The organism is Pseudomonas sp. HLS-6 TE3448 (assembly GCF_053629555.1).
The window spans coordinates 2,131,862-2,147,228 of sequence record NZ_JBRJIO010000001.1; the positions used below are offsets into that span (position 1 = coordinate 2,131,862).

General features: G+C 60.5%; 18 protein-coding genes, 1 pseudogene and 1 riboswitch. Of the genes and pseudogenes, 10 read left to right on the forward strand and 9 right to left on the reverse strand.

The features are described from left to right. Nucleotides 1-44 precede the first annotated feature (44 nt). Nucleotides 45-512: a hypothetical protein gene (locus AB7M23_RS09835; RefSeq protein ID WP_454240706.1), complete on the forward strand. Its 468-nt coding sequence runs from the start codon at nucleotides 45-47 to the stop codon at nucleotides 510-512. Nucleotides 513-581: 69 nt separating this feature from the next. Next, nucleotides 582-869 carry a PA4642 family protein gene (locus tag AB7M23_RS09840; RefSeq protein WP_102051843.1) on the forward strand — a complete coding sequence of 96 codons (288 nt, stop codon included), beginning with the start codon at nucleotides 582-584 and terminating at the stop codon, nucleotides 867-869. Nucleotides 870-923: 54 nt separating this feature from the next. Here AB7M23_RS09840 and mqo read toward each other — a convergent pair whose 3' ends face one another. Both mqo and AB7M23_RS09850 read right to left on the reverse strand, forming a co-directional pair. Continuing rightward, on the reverse strand, nucleotides 924-2,429 hold the full coding sequence (mqo, locus tag AB7M23_RS09845; RefSeq protein WP_065761023.1) for a malate dehydrogenase (quinone): 1,506 nt from the start codon (nucleotides 2,427-2,429) through the stop codon (nucleotides 924-926). A 605-nt stretch (nucleotides 2,430-3,034) separates the two neighbouring features. Further along, the gene (locus AB7M23_RS09850) at nucleotides 3,035-3,268 is read right to left on the reverse strand and encodes a hypothetical protein (RefSeq protein ID WP_454240707.1); all 234 of its coding nucleotides are present in this window, start codon (nucleotides 3,266-3,268) and stop codon (nucleotides 3,035-3,037) included. 172 nt (nucleotides 3,269-3,440) lie between these two features. Here AB7M23_RS09850 and AB7M23_RS09855 point away from each other — a divergent pair, with 172 nt between their 5' ends. Beyond that, complete coding sequence (locus tag AB7M23_RS09855; RefSeq protein WP_065761025.1) at nucleotides 3,441-4,025, forward strand: YajG family lipoprotein; 585 nt, start codon at nucleotides 3,441-3,443, stop codon at nucleotides 4,023-4,025. A 69-nt stretch (nucleotides 4,026-4,094) separates the two neighbouring features. Here AB7M23_RS09855 and AB7M23_RS09860 read toward each other — a convergent pair whose 3' ends face one another. After that, complete coding sequence (locus AB7M23_RS09860) at nucleotides 4,095-4,301, reverse strand: hypothetical protein (protein WP_454240708.1); 207 nt, start codon at nucleotides 4,299-4,301, stop codon at nucleotides 4,095-4,097. Between the two features lie 161 nt (nucleotides 4,302-4,462). On the opposite strand from AB7M23_RS09860, the gene AB7M23_RS09865 reads away from it, so the two are divergent. Beyond that, nucleotides 4,463-4,723 (forward strand): hypothetical protein, encoded by a 261-nt coding sequence (locus tag AB7M23_RS09865; protein ID WP_454240709.1) that lies wholly within the window; start codon nucleotides 4,463-4,465, stop codon nucleotides 4,721-4,723. A 98-nt stretch (nucleotides 4,724-4,821) separates the two neighbouring features. Here the strand turns inward: AB7M23_RS09865 and AB7M23_RS09870 are convergent, their stop codons facing one another. Beyond that, entirely contained in the window at nucleotides 4,822-5,988 is a 1,167-nt protein-coding gene (locus AB7M23_RS09870) for a 1-acyl-sn-glycerol-3-phosphate acyltransferase (RefSeq protein WP_099773545.1), read from the reverse strand. Nucleotides 5,989-6,109: 121 nt separating this feature from the next. Here AB7M23_RS09870 and AB7M23_RS09875 point away from each other — a divergent pair, with 121 nt between their 5' ends. Genes AB7M23_RS09875 through AB7M23_RS09885 form a run of 3 tightly spaced genes read left to right on the forward strand, consistent with a single transcriptional unit; the run spans nucleotide 6,110 to nucleotide 7,185 of the window. Then, nucleotides 6,110-6,292: a CPXCG motif-containing cysteine-rich protein gene (locus tag AB7M23_RS09875; RefSeq protein WP_409276743.1), complete on the forward strand. Its 183-nt coding sequence runs from the start codon at nucleotides 6,110-6,112 to the stop codon at nucleotides 6,290-6,292. After that, on the forward strand, nucleotides 6,292-6,552 hold the full coding sequence (locus tag AB7M23_RS09880) for a putative signal transducing protein (RefSeq protein WP_102051847.1): 261 nt from the start codon (nucleotides 6,292-6,294) through the stop codon (nucleotides 6,550-6,552). Before AB7M23_RS09875 ends, AB7M23_RS09880 begins: the two co-directional genes overlap by 1 nt. A 12-nt stretch (nucleotides 6,553-6,564) precedes the next feature. Beyond that, nucleotides 6,565-7,185: an SOS response-associated peptidase gene (locus AB7M23_RS09885; protein WP_065759151.1), complete on the forward strand. Its 621-nt coding sequence runs from the start codon at nucleotides 6,565-6,567 to the stop codon at nucleotides 7,183-7,185. Between the two features lie 53 nt (nucleotides 7,186-7,238). On the opposite strand, the gene AB7M23_RS09890 is transcribed toward AB7M23_RS09885, so the two are convergent. Together AB7M23_RS09890 and AB7M23_RS09895 are read right to left on the reverse strand one after the other, a co-directional pair. Beyond that, a complete protein-coding gene (locus AB7M23_RS09890; RefSeq protein ID WP_371917185.1) occupies nucleotides 7,239-8,081 on the reverse strand; it encodes a methyl-accepting chemotaxis protein in 843 nt (280 codons plus the stop codon). Nucleotides 8,082-8,093: 12 nt separating this feature from the next. Continuing rightward, a pseudogene (locus tag AB7M23_RS09895) lies at nucleotides 8,094-9,380 on the reverse strand (HAMP domain-containing protein); the annotation flags it as partial. A gap of 154 nt (nucleotides 9,381-9,534) precedes the next feature. On the opposite strand from AB7M23_RS09895, the gene AB7M23_RS09900 reads away from it, so the two are divergent. After that, nucleotides 9,535-10,353, forward strand: coding sequence for a M48 family metallopeptidase (locus AB7M23_RS09900; protein ID WP_454240710.1), 819 nt, complete (start codon nucleotides 9,535-9,537; stop codon nucleotides 10,351-10,353). Nucleotides 10,354-10,431: 78 nt separating this feature from the next. On the opposite strand, the gene AB7M23_RS09905 is transcribed toward AB7M23_RS09900, so the two are convergent. From AB7M23_RS09905 to AB7M23_RS09915, 3 genes are all read right to left on the reverse strand, one after another. Further along, the gene (locus tag AB7M23_RS09905; RefSeq protein WP_065759148.1) at nucleotides 10,432-11,019 is read right to left on the reverse strand and encodes a TMEM165/GDT1 family protein; all 588 of its coding nucleotides are present in this window, start codon (nucleotides 11,017-11,019) and stop codon (nucleotides 10,432-10,434) included. Between the two features lie 87 nt (nucleotides 11,020-11,106). After that, nucleotides 11,107-11,227: riboswitch (yybP-ykoY riboswitch) on the reverse strand. A gap of 37 nt (nucleotides 11,228-11,264) precedes the next feature. After that, nucleotides 11,265-12,263 carry a methyltransferase gene (locus AB7M23_RS09910; protein ID WP_454240711.1) on the reverse strand — a complete coding sequence of 333 codons (999 nt, stop codon included), beginning with the start codon at nucleotides 12,261-12,263 and terminating at the stop codon, nucleotides 11,265-11,267. A gap of 48 nt (nucleotides 12,264-12,311) precedes the next feature. Further along, nucleotides 12,312-13,277 (reverse strand): 2-hydroxyacid dehydrogenase, encoded by a 966-nt coding sequence (locus AB7M23_RS09915; protein ID WP_454240712.1) that lies wholly within the window; start codon nucleotides 13,275-13,277, stop codon nucleotides 12,312-12,314. A gap of 232 nt (nucleotides 13,278-13,509) precedes the next feature. On the opposite strand from AB7M23_RS09915, the gene AB7M23_RS09920 reads away from it, so the two are divergent. Both AB7M23_RS09920 and AB7M23_RS09925 read left to right on the forward strand, forming a co-directional pair. Next, nucleotides 13,510-14,079: an acyl carrier protein gene (locus AB7M23_RS09920; RefSeq protein ID WP_454240713.1), complete on the forward strand. Its 570-nt coding sequence runs from the start codon at nucleotides 13,510-13,512 to the stop codon at nucleotides 14,077-14,079. 10 nt (nucleotides 14,080-14,089) lie between these two features. Then, nucleotides 14,090-15,367 (forward strand): beta-ketoacyl-[acyl-carrier-protein] synthase family protein, encoded by a 1,278-nt coding sequence (locus AB7M23_RS09925; RefSeq protein WP_454240714.1) that lies wholly within the window; start codon nucleotides 14,090-14,092, stop codon nucleotides 15,365-15,367.

The following is a 15,367-nucleotide window of genomic DNA, read 5'->3' on the forward strand; positions in this document are numbered from 1 at the left end:
GGGGCATCCGCCACACTGCAAGGCCATCCGCGAAGGAGCCTGCCGTGCGCCTGTTTATCCCCCTCCTGTTAGCACTGAGCCTCCCTGTCGCTGCTGCGCCGTTGCACAGCCAGTTCTTGCCACCTGATGACCTTTCCCTGCGCCAGGAAAAGCCTGAATCTCAGCAGCTGATGCAGGTCACCGACTATTCCGTGGTGGTCGGCAATCAGCGCCAATCAAATCAGCAACCGATCCCGGTGACATCGCCTCTGGTGTTGCGCTTGAAGGGCAAGCCGCTGAGCAAGGGGGCGACCATCAGCCAGGTCGTGATCAGCTTCGATGCCGAAAGCAAAAGCCTGAAGAAACCGGCGTTTGACGACACGTCGCGCACGCTGACGCTCAACTACCCCCTTGCCCAGTATCGGGTCATTCTTGATTTGCTACGCAACGATACGGTGTATGTGCAATTTTTGACCTATGCCAATGGCCACATCTGGGCGGATCTGCACACGGGAACCGTACGCACGCGTTGAGGCGCGAGGTGGCCCGGGGGTAAACTGCCGACCCCTGAAATGTTCGTGATGGTTCAGCTGGAGTCGGCAATGCGTAAAGACAAGAAACAGGTAATTGGTGATGAGATCGGCGACGCGCAGATCAAGTTGTTCCTCGATTTCGAGCCGGCCGATGCCACTTCGCCGTCGCTGCACAAGCTGATCAAGGCTTATCGCGGTCTGCGGGTCGACGACTTCGAGCGTTTTGTCGGTTTCTTTGTTGAGGCCGGCCTGGATCTCGATGGCAAGGATGAGCAGGGCAATACCTTTGCCACGCTGATCAAGGACCAGCGTAACGCTGCCGACTACATCGAGATCATCGAGAAAGCGCGCGGCTGAGTTTGCCAGGCCCATAAAAAAACGCCCCGAAGGGCGTTTTTTTATGGCTGCAGATCAAGCGTAGTTCTGAGTCGGGCTGGGCTCTGCCAGTTGCAGTGCCTCGTCGTTGTACGCGCTGATTTTGCGGTACAGCGCAGCATCGGCCGCCAGAACCTTTTCCCGTGCCGGGAAAATTTCCTTGAGCTTGGCCGCCCAGGCGCCTTTGGCTTGCTCAGGGAAGCAGCGTTCGATCAGTTCAAGCATGATCGACACGGTTACCGAAGCACCTGGCGATGCGCCCAGCAGGGCAGCAAGGGAGCCGTCTTTGGCTGCGACCAGTTCGGTACCGAACTGCAGAACGCCGCCTTTTTTCGGGTCTTTCTTGATGATCTGCACGCGTTGCCCAGCCACTTCCAGGCGCCAGTCTTGCGCCTTGGCTTCTGGGTAGAAGCGACGCAGCGACTCCAGGCGTTGCTCCATCGACTGCATCACTTCGCTGACCAGGTAGCGGGTCAGGTCCATGTTGTCGCGGGCAACGGCGAGCATTGGGCCAATGTTACCCAAGCGTACTGACAGCGGCAGGTCAAGGAACGAGCCGTGCTTGAGGAACTTGGTGGTGAAGCCGGCATACGGCCCGAACAGCAGGGACGTCTTGCCGTCGACAACACGGGTATCCAGGTGCGGAACCGACATCGGTGGCGCGCCGACCGACGCCTGGCTGTAAACCTTGGCCTGGTGCTGTTTGACGATTTCCGGGTTGTCGCAACGCAGCCACTGGCCGCTGACCGGGAAGCCGCCGAAGCCCTTGCTCTCTTCGATGCCCGACATCTGCAGCAACGGCAGGGCCGCGCCACCGGCGCCAAGGAAGACGAAGCGAGCATCAACTTCACGGCTGCTGCCGCTGTTGACGTCCTTGATGCTGACGGTCCAGCCGCTGCCGTTACGACGCAGGCCGGTGACCTTCTTGCTGTACTTGACCTGTGCATCGGGTGCATTGGCCAGGTGCTTGAGCAACTTGTTGGTCAGGGCGCCGAAGTTGACGTCGGTACCCTTGACGACGCGGGTAGCGGCGATGCGCTGGTCGGCCGGACGGCCTGGCATCATCAGCGGCATCCACTCCTTCATCACCGCTTTGTCTTCGGTGTACTCCATGTCGGCGAACGCATGGTGCTGCTTGAGCAGCTCATAGCGCTTCTTGAGGAAGGCAATGCCTTTCTCACCCTCGACATAGCTCAGGTGTGGAATCGGGTTGATGAATGCCCGCGTTGAGTTGAAAGCACCCTTTTTGCTCAGGTACGCCCAGAACTGACGGGAGACCTCGAACTGGGTGTTGATGTGTACAGCCTTCTTGATGTCGATGCTGCCGTCGGCAGCTTGAGGCGTGTAGTTCAGTTCACACAGCCCGGCATGGCCGGTACCGGCGTTGTTCCACGGGTTGGAACTTTCCGCGGCACCCGAATCCATCAACTCGACGACTTCCAGCTTGACTGCCGGGTCGAGTTCCTTGAGCAGTACGGCCAAGGTGGCACTCATGATGCCTGCCCCTACCAGTACCACATCGACTGCTTCGTTCTGCGCCATTAACGCGTCTCCAAAATCTTCAGCACCAAATTGACAGCATGGGACCCCTGGGTAAGCCAGGATCGCCATGTCCGATTCTTCGCAGGTTTTGCAACTTCAGCGGACACCGCCAACCGGGCTTTGCGTTGCCTATGAACGCATTTTAGTACCCGTGCGGCAATTCGACTTATGGTCAAGGTATCCGTCGTGCGTTATGGACCGGCCTCAGTCGCCCACCTTGGATGAGCGCTGTTGCCAGCTGTTTGGGGCTTGTTGGGACACTGCTGGTGCTTTTGCACATGCCAGACTGTTCATTTTGCTCGCCACACTCTTGTGAAGTTGTGAAACCCGTTTTTTCACGCTCTTTTGGAGACGTGAACCTCAAAATGGGCTGCGCGATGGCAGACCCGACAGGTTCTGTGCAGAGCAAGGGTCGAATGAATCAGACACACTGGCTGGTGCAAGACCTGTGTGGAAGGCTCTCTGTGGGCGGTGCGGAGGGTGCCAATAGTTGGTATTGGCGGTGCTGCGAGGCCCGATCAGGAGACGTCCTTATAATCGGGGGGAGATTATAACGAGGTCTTCGGCAGAAACGACCTTTTTAGCGACATTTCTTGAACCTGTCGTCAGGCGGCGAGTGTTCGCTGAGGGCGGGAGCTCATTGAGTGGGCCATTACTTTGGCACTGGTCGGCAAGGGGCGGTTCAGCCAATGTAGCCGAATTTCGTTGATCTCCACCCAGTGGCCGTCAATTGGTGCGTCGGTGCAGTGTTTGAAAGCCTGGCACAGCCCTGCGCCATCGAGGCGGGCAAAGTAGCGTTCGGGTTGGCGCTTGAACAGCAGGGACCAGAGGGAATTCATGGCAGCGTACCTGTTATGACTGCATCAAGCATAACCGCCAGCAGATGACAGGGTGTTGACAGCGAACCGCTGGCCGTTCACACGGTCTGATTCGCCAGTGGCCAGCCGATGGCTGCTACCGTCGGTGCTGGTTATACTGATGCCCTTTGTTGCTATTCCTGGAGAGATGCGCATGTTGCACCGTCTGTTGTTCGGTTTGATCGCTGTGACCAGTCTGACCCTGGTCGGTTGTGCCCACAGCCCGCAACAACTCAGCCCGCAACCGAAACTCACCGCCCAGCTTGCACCGGTTGGCCATGGTCAACCGGTCGTGGTACGCGTGGTTGATGGTCGTGCTTCGCAGACCTTGGGCACCCGGGGTGGTCTGTACCCTGAAACCAGCGCAATCACGGTTTCCGGTAACGATATCCAGCCAAAATTGCAGGCTCAGGCTGAAGCCGCCGTGCGTTTGCTGGGCTTCACCCCTTCGCCGAATGCCTATAACGCGCCACAGTTGACCGTGACGCTGGTCGAGCTGAAGTATCAGTCGCCCAAAGAAGGCCTGTATGTCACCGAGGCCACCATTGGCGCTACCTTCCGCGCTGATGTCGCCAATGCCAACCGTCGATACAGTGGCCGCTATGGTGCATCCCTCGACCAGCGTTTCGGCATGGCGCCGAATCAGGACACCAATACCCAACTGGTGAGTGATGTGCTCAGCGATGCGCTGACCCGTTTGTTCAAAGACCCGACTGTCGGTCAGGTCCTGGGCGAATAACCCGACGCGTGTTCAGCAAAAAGCCCGCTACCGGGTGTCAGGTAGCGGGCTTTTTTGTACCTGCAGGCATCAGGCCGCTTCGACGTAGAAGTCCAGCATGCTGATACCGGTCTGGCTGTCGACTTCGGGCAGGTGATCATGCGCATGGCCGCCCAGCGCGCAGTACACCAGCCACTGACGGTCCTGAACGTTGAACGCAAGGCCGTCGATCAGCGCCTGCTGTTCATCGCTCTGGGCGATCAGGTAGAGGCGATCCTGGTTTTCGGCGTGCAGCATGACGAAGCTCCGTGTCCTTTCAACGGCCGATAGACTGGCCTAGCTGCATGACGATCGGATGACAGTGGGGCGGTCGTTTGTCGCAAAGCGCAGGACTCGAGCCAAGGCTTGGGTAGAATGCCGGCCTCTGGTTGTCCCGTTTTGCATTTATGAGGTTTTCGATGTCGCTGCAGATGCTCTGGGGGCTGATGGCCGCCCATCCCGCCAAGCTGATCAACGTGCTGGCGTTGGTACTGACCTGTCCGGGCAGCTTTTTGTTGCATGGTGCTCGGCGTCGCGAGGCACGCGCCCTGGCGGGGCGGCCTGCGGATGAGGCGGTGCTCGATGTGACGACTGTGCGGGTCAATCGTTTCTATTACGCGCTGGGCTTTGCCTTCCTGGCAATGGCGCTGCTGCTTTCCTGGGTCAGCACCTGGGTCTGATCAACCGTGCTCGCTACGGGGCGCCTGACCCATCAGGGCTGAGCGTGCACTGCCTGTGCAGGCGCCCGGCGGTGCCGGCGCCTGCAGTTGGCGTGCGGTTAAAGCGCCAAGCCCGCCTTTACCCGGTACTGGTTACGTACCGGCGTCGCGTATTGCAGCACCAGATACGGCCGATGTTCGGCGGGGCAGGCGTCCAGTCGGCGCTGCCATTCGGCCTGCGCCTTGGCCAGTTCATCTGCCGCGAACAGCTCGGAGGCCTTTGGCACCTGTAGGCTCGGGTCGGCGTCGCTCCACTGGGCATAGGCCAGGTAGTGCGCCGGGAACAGGCGATAACCACCGAGAATCTGCCGGTCGATCGCCGCTGCCAACTGCTTGGTGTCTTCGTAAGCTTCGGTGATCGGCGCGGCGAAGTTGATGTGCACCCGGCCTTTGTAGCCCGTGATGCCCTGGGCAATGCTCAGGTCATCTTCTCCTGGTGCCTTGGTGTAGCTGCCGGTGGTGGCGCGAATGTAAAGCTCGCGGGCCTTGGCCAGGTCGCAGGGGTCGTATTCGTAGCTGATCGACACCGGGCTCAGGTTCAGCGAGCGAATCACCTCACCGAATGGCTCGTCCTTGCGGCTCATGTGGAACATCTTGAGGATCGCCGAATCGGTGCGATCATCGCCATCTTTCGCCCGGCCTTCGGCCTGGGCAATCCAGATCGACTGGCCGTCGGTACGGATCGAGTGGTTGATGTAGGCCGAAAGCAGTTGATAGGCCGCCAGTTTCTCACGGCGGCCGGTCAACGAACGGTGCACGATGAAGCTCTTGTTCAGGCGCATCATGTCGCTGACAAATGGCTTCTGCAGCAGGTTGTCACCGATGGCGATGCGCGGGGTTGGCAGGCCGGCATGGTACACGGCGTAGTTGACGAAGGCCGGGTCCATCACGATATCGCGGTGGTTGGCCAGAAACAGGTAGGCCGTACCGGACTTGAGCCCCTCGACGCCGGTGTAGGTCACGCCGTCGGTAGCCCGTTCTATAGTGTGATCGACGTAGAACTCGACCTTGTCCTGCAAGGTTGATACGCAGGTAACCCCGGCGAATTCATGGCGCAGGCGGCGTGCGATCAGGGGTTTGAGCAGCCAACCGAACGCGCCAGCCATGCGCGGGAAGCGAAAGTGGGTGAGGATATCGAGGAAAGCCGGGTCGCTGAGCAGGCGTGCCAGAACAGCAGGGACCTCAGCGTCGTTGTACGGTCGGATGGCATCGAATTCGCCCATCATGCTCTCTTGTTGGAAACGGCTAGGGTAATAGTAAGGCCTGGGTCTGAAAAAACGGCTCAGACACGCAAAGGGCCTGTAAACAGACCGGTGATTATACGCACAAGTCACGCTGGAGGCCGCGATGCTGGAGACTGAGTTCCATGATTGTCCCTACTGTGGGGAAGAGTTTGAAGCGGTGCTCGATCTGTCGGGCGGCGATCAGCAGTATGTCGAGGACTGCCCCGTATGTTGTCGACCGATCGTGTTCATACTGCAGGTCCACGGTGACGAGTGGATGCTCGATCTAAAACGCGAGGACGAGTGATGCAACGGATCTATGAGCCGGAGAATCTGCTTGAGGCTGAATTGCTCTTTGGCATGTTGGTCAGCGAAGGTATCGACGTGCACCTTGCGGGCCGCCACCTGCTGGGCGGTGTCGGCGAGCTTCCCATGCAGGGGCTGCTGGGTTTGACGGTGCCGGACGAGCAGGCAGAGCGCGCACGTCGGCTGATCGCCGAGTACAATGTTGCCCAACCCCTCGCGGGTGATGAACCGGAGAGCCTCCCCGGTATTCTGATTTGCTAGGTTGCCTGCCCCATGTGTGGACGTTACGCCCTGTTTCGCTGGTCTTCGGCCTTTGCCGCCTTGCCTGGCTTTCCCGCCGACCAGCAGGCGCAGTGGAACATTTCGCCCGGTGCGTCGGTGCTGATACAGCGCCGTGTCGACGGTAACCTGGAGCTTGCCAGGGCGCGTTGGGGGCTGACGCCGGCCTGGCTGACCGATCTGTCGCGCACACCGGCTCATGCGCGCGCCGAAACCCTGGCAGAACAGCCAATGTTCCGCGACGCTTTCCGTTTGCGCCGTTGTCTGATGCCGGCCAACGGCTTTTACGAATGGCGCGGTTCAGTGCGCAAGCGGCCTTACTGGTTGACGCCAGGGGAAGGGGCTTCGCTATTCTTTGCGGCTGTCTGGGAAGCCTATCCGGTGCAGGAGCAGGTGTGGCTGAGCACGGCAGTGGTAACCCAGGCTGCGATGAGCCAGCGTCGGCCGCTCATTCTGGACGAGGCTGGCCAGGCTGCCTGGCTGAACCCCGAAACGCCGCTGGCCGAGCTGCATAGCCTGCTGGCCAGCCCTGCCGCGGCACTGCGTGAACGGGTGCTGGCGAACCTGGTCAATGACCCCAAGCTCAATGCGCCGGAGTGCCTGACGCCGGCCTAAGGCCGGCGCTAAAGCAGCACAGGCCCTCTGCGCAGGTGCCTGTCGTCTGAGGCTCAGACCTTGAACTGGTTGATCAGCCGCCGCTGCTGTTCAGCCAGTTTGGTCAGTTCGGCGCTGGCGTTGCTGGACTCGTCCGCACCACCGGCGACCTCGTTGGCCACCTGGCCGATGTTGATCACGTTGCGGTTGATGTCTTCGGCCACCGCACTTTGTTCTTCCGCCGCGCTGGCGATCTGGTTGTTCATGTCGTTGATCACCGAAACGGCCTGGGTGATGCTCTCCAGCGCTTCGGCTGCCTTGGCCGCCTGTTGCACGCTGTCGTCGGTCTTGCCCTGGCTGTCTTCCATGACCTTGACGACATCGCGGGTGCCTTGCTGCAACTGCTGAATCATCTGCTGGATTTCTTCGGTGGCCTTCTGGGTTTTCTGTGCCAGGTTGCGTACTTCGTCGGCGACCACCGCAAAGCCGCGACCTTGCTCACCCGCACGGGCGGCTTCGATGGCTGCGTTCAGGGCCAGCAGGTTGGTCTGCTCGGCGATGGCGCGGATCGCCACCAGAATGGCGTTGATGTTCTCGCTGTCGCGGGCCAGGTTTTGCACGACCCCCACCGCACGGCCTATTTCATTGGCCAGTGCGCTGATCGAGTTGGAGGTGCTGCGCACGATCTGCAGGCCTTCGTTGGCGGCCTGATCGGCGCTGCTGGCGGCTTGGGCTGCATGGGTTGCGTTACGGGCCACGTCCTGCGCTGTGGCGGTCATTTCATGTACTGCCGTGGCTACCAGATCGATTTCGGCCATTTGCTTGTGCACACCCTGGTTGGTGCGAATGGCGATATCGGCGGTGTGTTCAGAGGAGTCGCTGACTTTCTGTACCGAGCTGACCACCTGAGTGATCATTGCCTGCAGTTTACTCAGAAAGGTGTTGAAGCCTTTGGCAATGGCGCCGAGTTCGTCGCTGCGATCACTGGTCAGTCGCCGGGTCAGGTCACCTTCACCCTGAGCGATGTCGTTGAGCATGGCCACCATCTGCCGCAAGGGTCGTGCGATACCGTGGGCCAGCAGCCAGATCACCAACAGGCCGAGTGCGGCGATAGTCAGGCCGACCAGGGTCATTCCGGTGATATCAGTGGCCCGTTGTGCACTCAAGTCGCTCTGCAGCTTATCCAGCTCGGCCATCACCGCGCTGATTGGCAATTGCAGCATCAGGGTCCAGCGAGCGTCGGTATTGCCGATGCGAAACGGCAAGAGCAGCTCGATCTGGCCGTTGCTACGGTCAATCTCGTAACGCAGGTTATCGCCGGTCAGGCTATTCAATGCCTGAGCTTTATTGGCGCCAAGCACATCGCTGGCTTTTTCGCCGAACTTGCTTTCGTCCTTGGTGTAGGCCACCAGGCGTCCGTTGCTGGACACCAGCGCGAGTTCACCGGCGCCATTGTAGAGTTGGCTGTCGGCGGCCTTGAGCATGTCCTGAATGAAGTTCACCGACAGGTCGGCACCCGCAATGCCCTGGAACTGACCGTCTACCATGATGGGCTCGATGAACGAGGCAAGCATGACCACCTTGTCACCCACCTTGTAGGGTGCAGGGTCGATGACACAGGCCTTTTTCGAGTCTTTCGAGCACAGGTAGTACTCGCTGGCGCGCACGCCTGTGGCTAGTTGTGTCGTGTCGTCGACATCGGCCAGTTTATCCACGCCCAGGCTACCGTCGTCGTTGCGGAACCACCAGGGCAGGAAGCGTCCGGTGGCGCTGTCGATGCCGATGATCGAGGTGCCGACGAAGCGCGCATCGTCGTGGTCCAGCGCGTTGGGCTCCCAGCCGAGATAGCTACCGAGGATCAGTGGGTTGCTTGCTACGGTCTGCTTGACCATGGCGATCAGTTGTTCACGCTCGATGTTCAGCAGTGGCTTACCCGTAGCGTCTTTCATGCCCAGCATGGCGTTGCTGGTCGCCAGGCTGCGGGCGATCAGCAGCGGGGCTTCGAGGCCGCGCTGAATCTGGCTGACCTGGGTGCTCGCCAGCGCTGTCAGGCGTTGTTCAATGACGGTTTCGAACTGCTGCTGGGTGCGGCTTTGTACCAGCGTCTGAGTCCGTGCGCCGGAAAACACGGCGTACAGCACCAGTGCAGCAACGATACTCAATACGATGGCGCCAGCAAGGGCTGCCACGGAAAACTGGATCGACTTGAACTTCATCAGGGGCTCCGAGCACACGTAATGGCGTCTGCACAGCGTTATCGGCCCGAAGTGTGAAAAGCATGAGTGCCGTTCGTGAAATGTTCGCGAACGGCAATAGCGTAGTTATCCTAGTCGGCCTAGGATACGCAGCGTGTTTGAATGGAGTGTTTTCATGCGTAAGTTATTTGTAATGGGTGCCTTGAGTGCCAGCGTCCTGCTCAGTGGTTGCCAGGCAATCAATACCACCAGCGGCGGAGCGGTCGGTGTCGAGCGCAAGCAGTACATGTTCAGCATGCTCTCGACCGATGAAGTCAATCAGATGTACGCCCAGTCTTACCAGCAAACGCTCGGCGAAGCGTCGAGCCAAGGCGTGCTCGACAAGGCCAGCAGCAATGCGCGCCGCGTTCAGGCCATCGCTGATCGCCTGATTGCCCAGGCACCACAGTTCCGTCCTGATGCTGCGCAGTGGAAGTGGGAAGTCAACCTGATCCAGAGTGACGAGCTCAACGCCAACTGCGGGCCTGGCGGCAAGATCATTTTCTACAGCGGCCTGATCGACAAGCTGAAACTCAGCGACGATGAAATTGCTGCGGTTATGGGCCATGAAATCGCTCACGCCCTGCGTGAACATGGACGTGAAGCCATGTCCAAGGCGTATGGCATTGAAATGGCCAAACAAGGTGCCGGCGCATTGCTCGGCCTGGGCCAGGACAGCATGGCGCTGGCCGATACCGTGGTGCAGTACAGCCTGACACTGCCCAATAGCCGCGACAATGAAAACGAAGCTGACCTGATTGGCCTGGAGCTGGCCGCGCGAGCTGGTTACAACCCGAATGCCGCGATCACCTTGTGGAACAAGATGAACCAGGCGTCGGGTGGCGCATCGCAGCCTGAGTTCATGAGTACTCACCCGGCCTCCAGCAGCCGGATTGCTGCGTTGCAAGCGGCCATCCCGAAAGTGATGCCGCTGTACCAGCAAGCCAAGCGATAACGCCATACCCCTTGCAAGCAATGAAAGCCGCGCCTCCTGATTGAGGCGCGGCTCCATCCCCGGGAACAGGCGCTTGTGTCAGCTTATCCAGCCGCTGACTTGCATCGCCGAGTACACCGCTACTGCGGCCAGCACGAAGAAGGCTGCGGCTGCCAGGCGACGGATCAGCGTCAGTGGCAGTTTTTCGGCCGCAAAGTTGCCTGCCAGTACCACGGGCACGTTGGCAATCAGCATCCCCAGGGTCGTCCCTAGAATGACCAGGATCAGGTGAGGGTACTGGGCGGCCAGCATCACGGTGGCCACTTGGGTCTTGTCACCGATCTCGGCAATGAAGAATGCAATCAGCGTGGTCAGGAACGGGCCGAAGCGTCGTGCCGTGCTGCCTTCGTCATCGTCCATCTTGTCTGGAACCAGGGTCCACAGGGCGGTAGCGGCAAAGCAGGCGGCGAGGATCCAGTGCAAGGTCACGGCGGAGAAGAAACTGCTGACCCATGCACCCACCGCACCAGCCGCGGCATGGTTGGCCAGGGTTGCGGCGATGATACCGGCAATGATTGGCCAGGGTTTGCGGAAGCGAGCCGCAAGGATGAGCGCGAGCAGTTGGGTCTTGTCGCCAATTTCAGCGAGCGCGACGATTGCGGTTGGGACTAGCAATGATTCCAGCATCAGGATTCCTACGGGGGCGGGTCGACACGGCTATGACACGTACGACCTCCCCGCCCCGGGTAAGGTGTGCGTGTCATAGGTCTTGTCAAACCCTGGGCTCGCTTTGCGGGCCGTGGGTCGCACGCGCCATGGTCTGTGGACCAAGTATGTTGACGCGTACCGGGCGAGCAGGGCGCTCGCGGGAGACTACTCCCCTAGGACGGAGCGGATTCTGCCTAGGCCAGGCCGATTCGGCAAGTGCTGTTTTAACTGCGGGTTGCCTGGTAGATCCGAAAGCCCTGTGCTTCGATGCGCAACTGGCAGTTACCCAGCGCAGCCTCGATCAGCGGTTGATAGCGCAGGAAGTTGTTGGCGACCAAACGCAGTTCTCCACCTTTTTTCAGGTGTTTGGCTGATTTTTGCAGCAGGTTCTCCGATGTCTGGTAGTGAGTGTGCACCCCGGTATGGAACGGCGGATTGCTCAGGATCAGGTCCAGATTGTCGGGGGCCGCGTCGATACCGTCACCACAGATGACCTCACCTTCCAGGCCGTTGGCGGCCAGGGTCAGGCGGCTGCTCTCGACGGCGAAGGCATCCACGTCGAGCAGGGTCACCTGGCTTTGTGGATAACGGCGTTTGACCACTGCGCCGAGCACGCCGGCACCGCAACCGAAGTCCAGCACATGACCGACCGGTAACTGCTCCAGGTGTTCGAGCAGCAGGGCGCTGCCGCGGTCGAGCCGCCCATGGCTGAACACGCCCGGCAGGCTGACCACGGTCAATGGGCCTTCGGCCAGCGGCAACTCGAAACGTTGAGCCAGGCTGTGCAGGTTTGGCGCTTCAGGCACGTTATCGACGGTCACCTGCCACAGTTGGCAATGGCGAGCACTGTCGAGTTTGCGCGGTTTGCCGAAGGCCTGCAGTTGCTTGGCCGCGCCCTCGATGCCGCCGCGTTTTTCCCCCACCAGGTACAACTCGCGGCCCGCCAGGCGTGAGGCCAGCGCGTTGAGCAGGTAACTGGCCAATTCACGGGACTTGGGCAGAAACAGCACCGCCGCCTCGAATGGCTGGGGCGTGATCTCTACACCAAAATGGCTGCGGTCGCTGAAGCGCGCCTGCAGCGCAGCCTGATCGCCAGCATGCCAGCTCCAGCCGTGGGCCGCAGGCAGTTGGCCGAGCAGGTCGTCGGCGGGCAAGCCGGCCAGCAACAGCGAACCCTGAAACAAGTCGGCCTGTCGAAGCAACACTTCACTGCGCGGGTCCATGGACGGCGGCTCCTGAAAAAGGGACGGAGTTTACCAGAAGCCTGGGTGTCAGCTGACAACCCGGCGTGGCTGGCCGGCAAAAAACGCCTGGGCGTTTTCGTGCAACTGCTCGACGATGCGCTGCCGCGCCTCGCGAGCACCCCAGGCGCTGTGTGGCGTGACGATCAGGCGCGGGACATCGGTGGCCAGCAATGGGTTGCCGTTAACGGGGGGCTCGACGCTCAACACATCCGTCGCAGCACCACCGAGATGACCCGAGCGCAATGCATCGGCCAGCGCCTGTTCGTCGATCAGCCCGCCACGGGCCGTGTTGACCACGAATGCACCGGGCCTGAGCAAGGCCAGTTCACGGGCGCCGATCAGGTTGCGGGTGTTGTCAGTGAGCGGGCAGTGCAGGGTCAGTGCATGCACCTGTGGCAACAGTTCATCCAGCGGCAGGCGGTCTTCACGGGGTGGGCGTCCTGGCAGTTGGCCAAACAGCACGCGCATACCGAAGGCTTCGGCCAGACGTGCGACCGCGCCACCCAGTTCGCCATGCCCGAGCATGCCCAGTGTCTTGCCTTCCAGTTCGACAATCGGGAAATCCAGCAGGCAGAACTGTTTCGCCTGCGCCCAGCGACCCGCGGCGACAGCCTGCTGGTAGTCCGTCAGGCGTGTGGCCAGGGCCAGCAACAGGGCCAGCGTGTGCTGGGCCACCGAGGGGGTGCCATAGCCCTGGCAGTTGCTGACGACAATGCCGTGGGCCCGGGCGGCATTCAGGTCGACATTATTGGTGCCGGTGGCGGCTACCAGGATCAGTTTCAAGTCCGGGCAGGCGGCCAGTGTGGCGGCATCCAGCACGACTTTGTTGCTGATGGCCACTGTGGCCCCTTGCAGGCGTTCAACGACCTGGTCCGCTGTGCTGGAAGGATACAGCTGCAACTCGGCGAAACCTTCACGTAGCGTACCGAGGTCAAGGTCGCCCAGATCGAGGGAGCTGTGGTCGAGGAAGACAGCGCGGTGAGGGGTATTCATCAAGGAAGGATTCCAGGTCGGCAAGGAGGTATGGAAACGCGGGCAACGGAGCCACTTGAGGATCTTAGCGCCCAACGTTCGCTCAGGAAACTTGGCACTTTCGTACCGCAGTTCATCACGGGGGGCGCGTTGACTCTCCCCTTAGGGGGAGGGTTTAGCCTTTTCGGATCCAGGAAGTCCCCGATGGGGATTTCCCTGTAACCGAATGCTAAACCTTCTTAGGAGCGGGTGAATGAACAATCCATTGGAGCTGGAGCAGGTAACGCTTAGCGTCCGGGAAATCCTGGCGCAATTGTTGGTACTGGACCTGGACGAAATCGCTGCCGATAACAGCATCGTCGAAGACTTGGGCGCCGACTCGCTGGACATCGTCGACCTGAGTTTTCAATTGGGCCGCCAGTACGGGTGCAGCCTGCCGAAAGTCAGTGTGCTTGATCACACTGTAGCTGTTTGTGGGGATGCGAGTGAGTTTCTGGATGCCGGGCGACTGACCGAGACCGGTGTCGATTTGCTTGAGCGGAGCCTCAGCGCTTATGCACCTGGCCAACTCAAGGCCGGCATGCAGCCTGCCGACGTGTTTGCTGCAACCACCGTGCGCAATTGGGCTCGACAGTGCCACAGCCTGTTCGACCACTTGCCGGACAATTGCCCACAGTGTGGCGCGCAAGAGGCTCGGGTTAACGACCGGCAACAGGTCGTGTGCACAGGCTGCAGTGCGCGGCTGCTACCGTTGGACGGTGACAGCGTGTCGCGTCGCCTGGTGGAGCAGTTTATTGCCACCCGCGCTCAGGCTCTGGCCTAGGAGCGCAGCGATGCGGTCTCACGATGTGTACGTGACTGGCGTTGCGCTGGTCGCGCCGATGGCAATGGATGCCAATGCGTTGTTTGCACGGTTGGCCAACAAACAGTCTTGCCTGCGTGATCACCCTGGTTTCGCCAAGCTGGGCTTCAGCAATTGCGCAGCCGGTTACCTTGATGAGGGGCAATGGCGGGCCATTCGCGAGGCGCGGTTACAGGACGACCAGGAGCTGCCGCGCCAATGCCTGTTGGTGGAGCATGTCGCGCGTCAGGCGCTGGCACATGCCGGCCTTGAACGGTCGGCGTTTGCCCGGGCAGCCAGCGGTGTGTTTCTGGGTTCCAACAAGCACTGCGCCGACAGTACGGCACTGGAGTCGCTCAGCCGCTTTATGGATGCCGAAGCCTGTGTCGATTTTGATGCTTATCTGAGCGCGGCCGGCAAGGCGGGCAGCCCGTTTAGTTACCGGGTTGATCAACCGACCGTGCACCTGGCGTCATTGCTGGATGTCCGTGAGCATGTGTCGACGCATGCCGATGCGTGCGCTGCGGGCACCATTGCCATCGGTAGTGCCTACCGGGCCATTGAGCGCGGCGAGATTGATCTGGCGATCTGCGGTGCTGTCGAACTGATGGCCAACGAGTTGCCGTACTACAGCTTCAACAACCTTGGTGCGTTGTGCCAGCGCAGCGAATGGCCTGCGGCTCAACAAAGCCGACCGTTCATGAACGACCGTTGTGGTTTTGTGATGAGCGAAGGGGCGGCGTTGCTGGTGCTGGAGTCGCGCCGCCATGCCGAGCAGCGTAAAGCCGTCAGCCGTGGCCAGGTGCTGGGCTACGCGAATTTTTGCGAAGCCCAGAAGATTACCTCCAGTAGCCGCGACGGCAGCCTGTATGAGCAGTGCATGGAGGCAGCGATCGAGGATGCCGGGTTGCCCTTGGCGGCGATCCAGCATGTCAATGTTCATGGCACCTCGACGCAGAGCAACGACCGTTGTGAAGCGCTGGCGCTCAAGCGCCTGTTCGGACCGTTGCTGCCCAAGGTGAGTATCACCGCGAACAAGTCGGCGCTGGGCCACTCGTTGGCGGGCAGTGGCGCCATCGAGGCGGTCCTGTCCTTGCTTTCCCTGGAGCACGGTACGGTCTTGCCGACGCTCAACTATGACCCTCAAGGCGCGGAGTTTCCGGAGCTGAATATTCCGACCGACGTGCTGCGCCAATCCATCAATGTGGTGTTGTCCAACTCGTTCGGGTTCGGTGGCATCAACAGTTCGCTGGTTCTGGGGAGGGCCTAG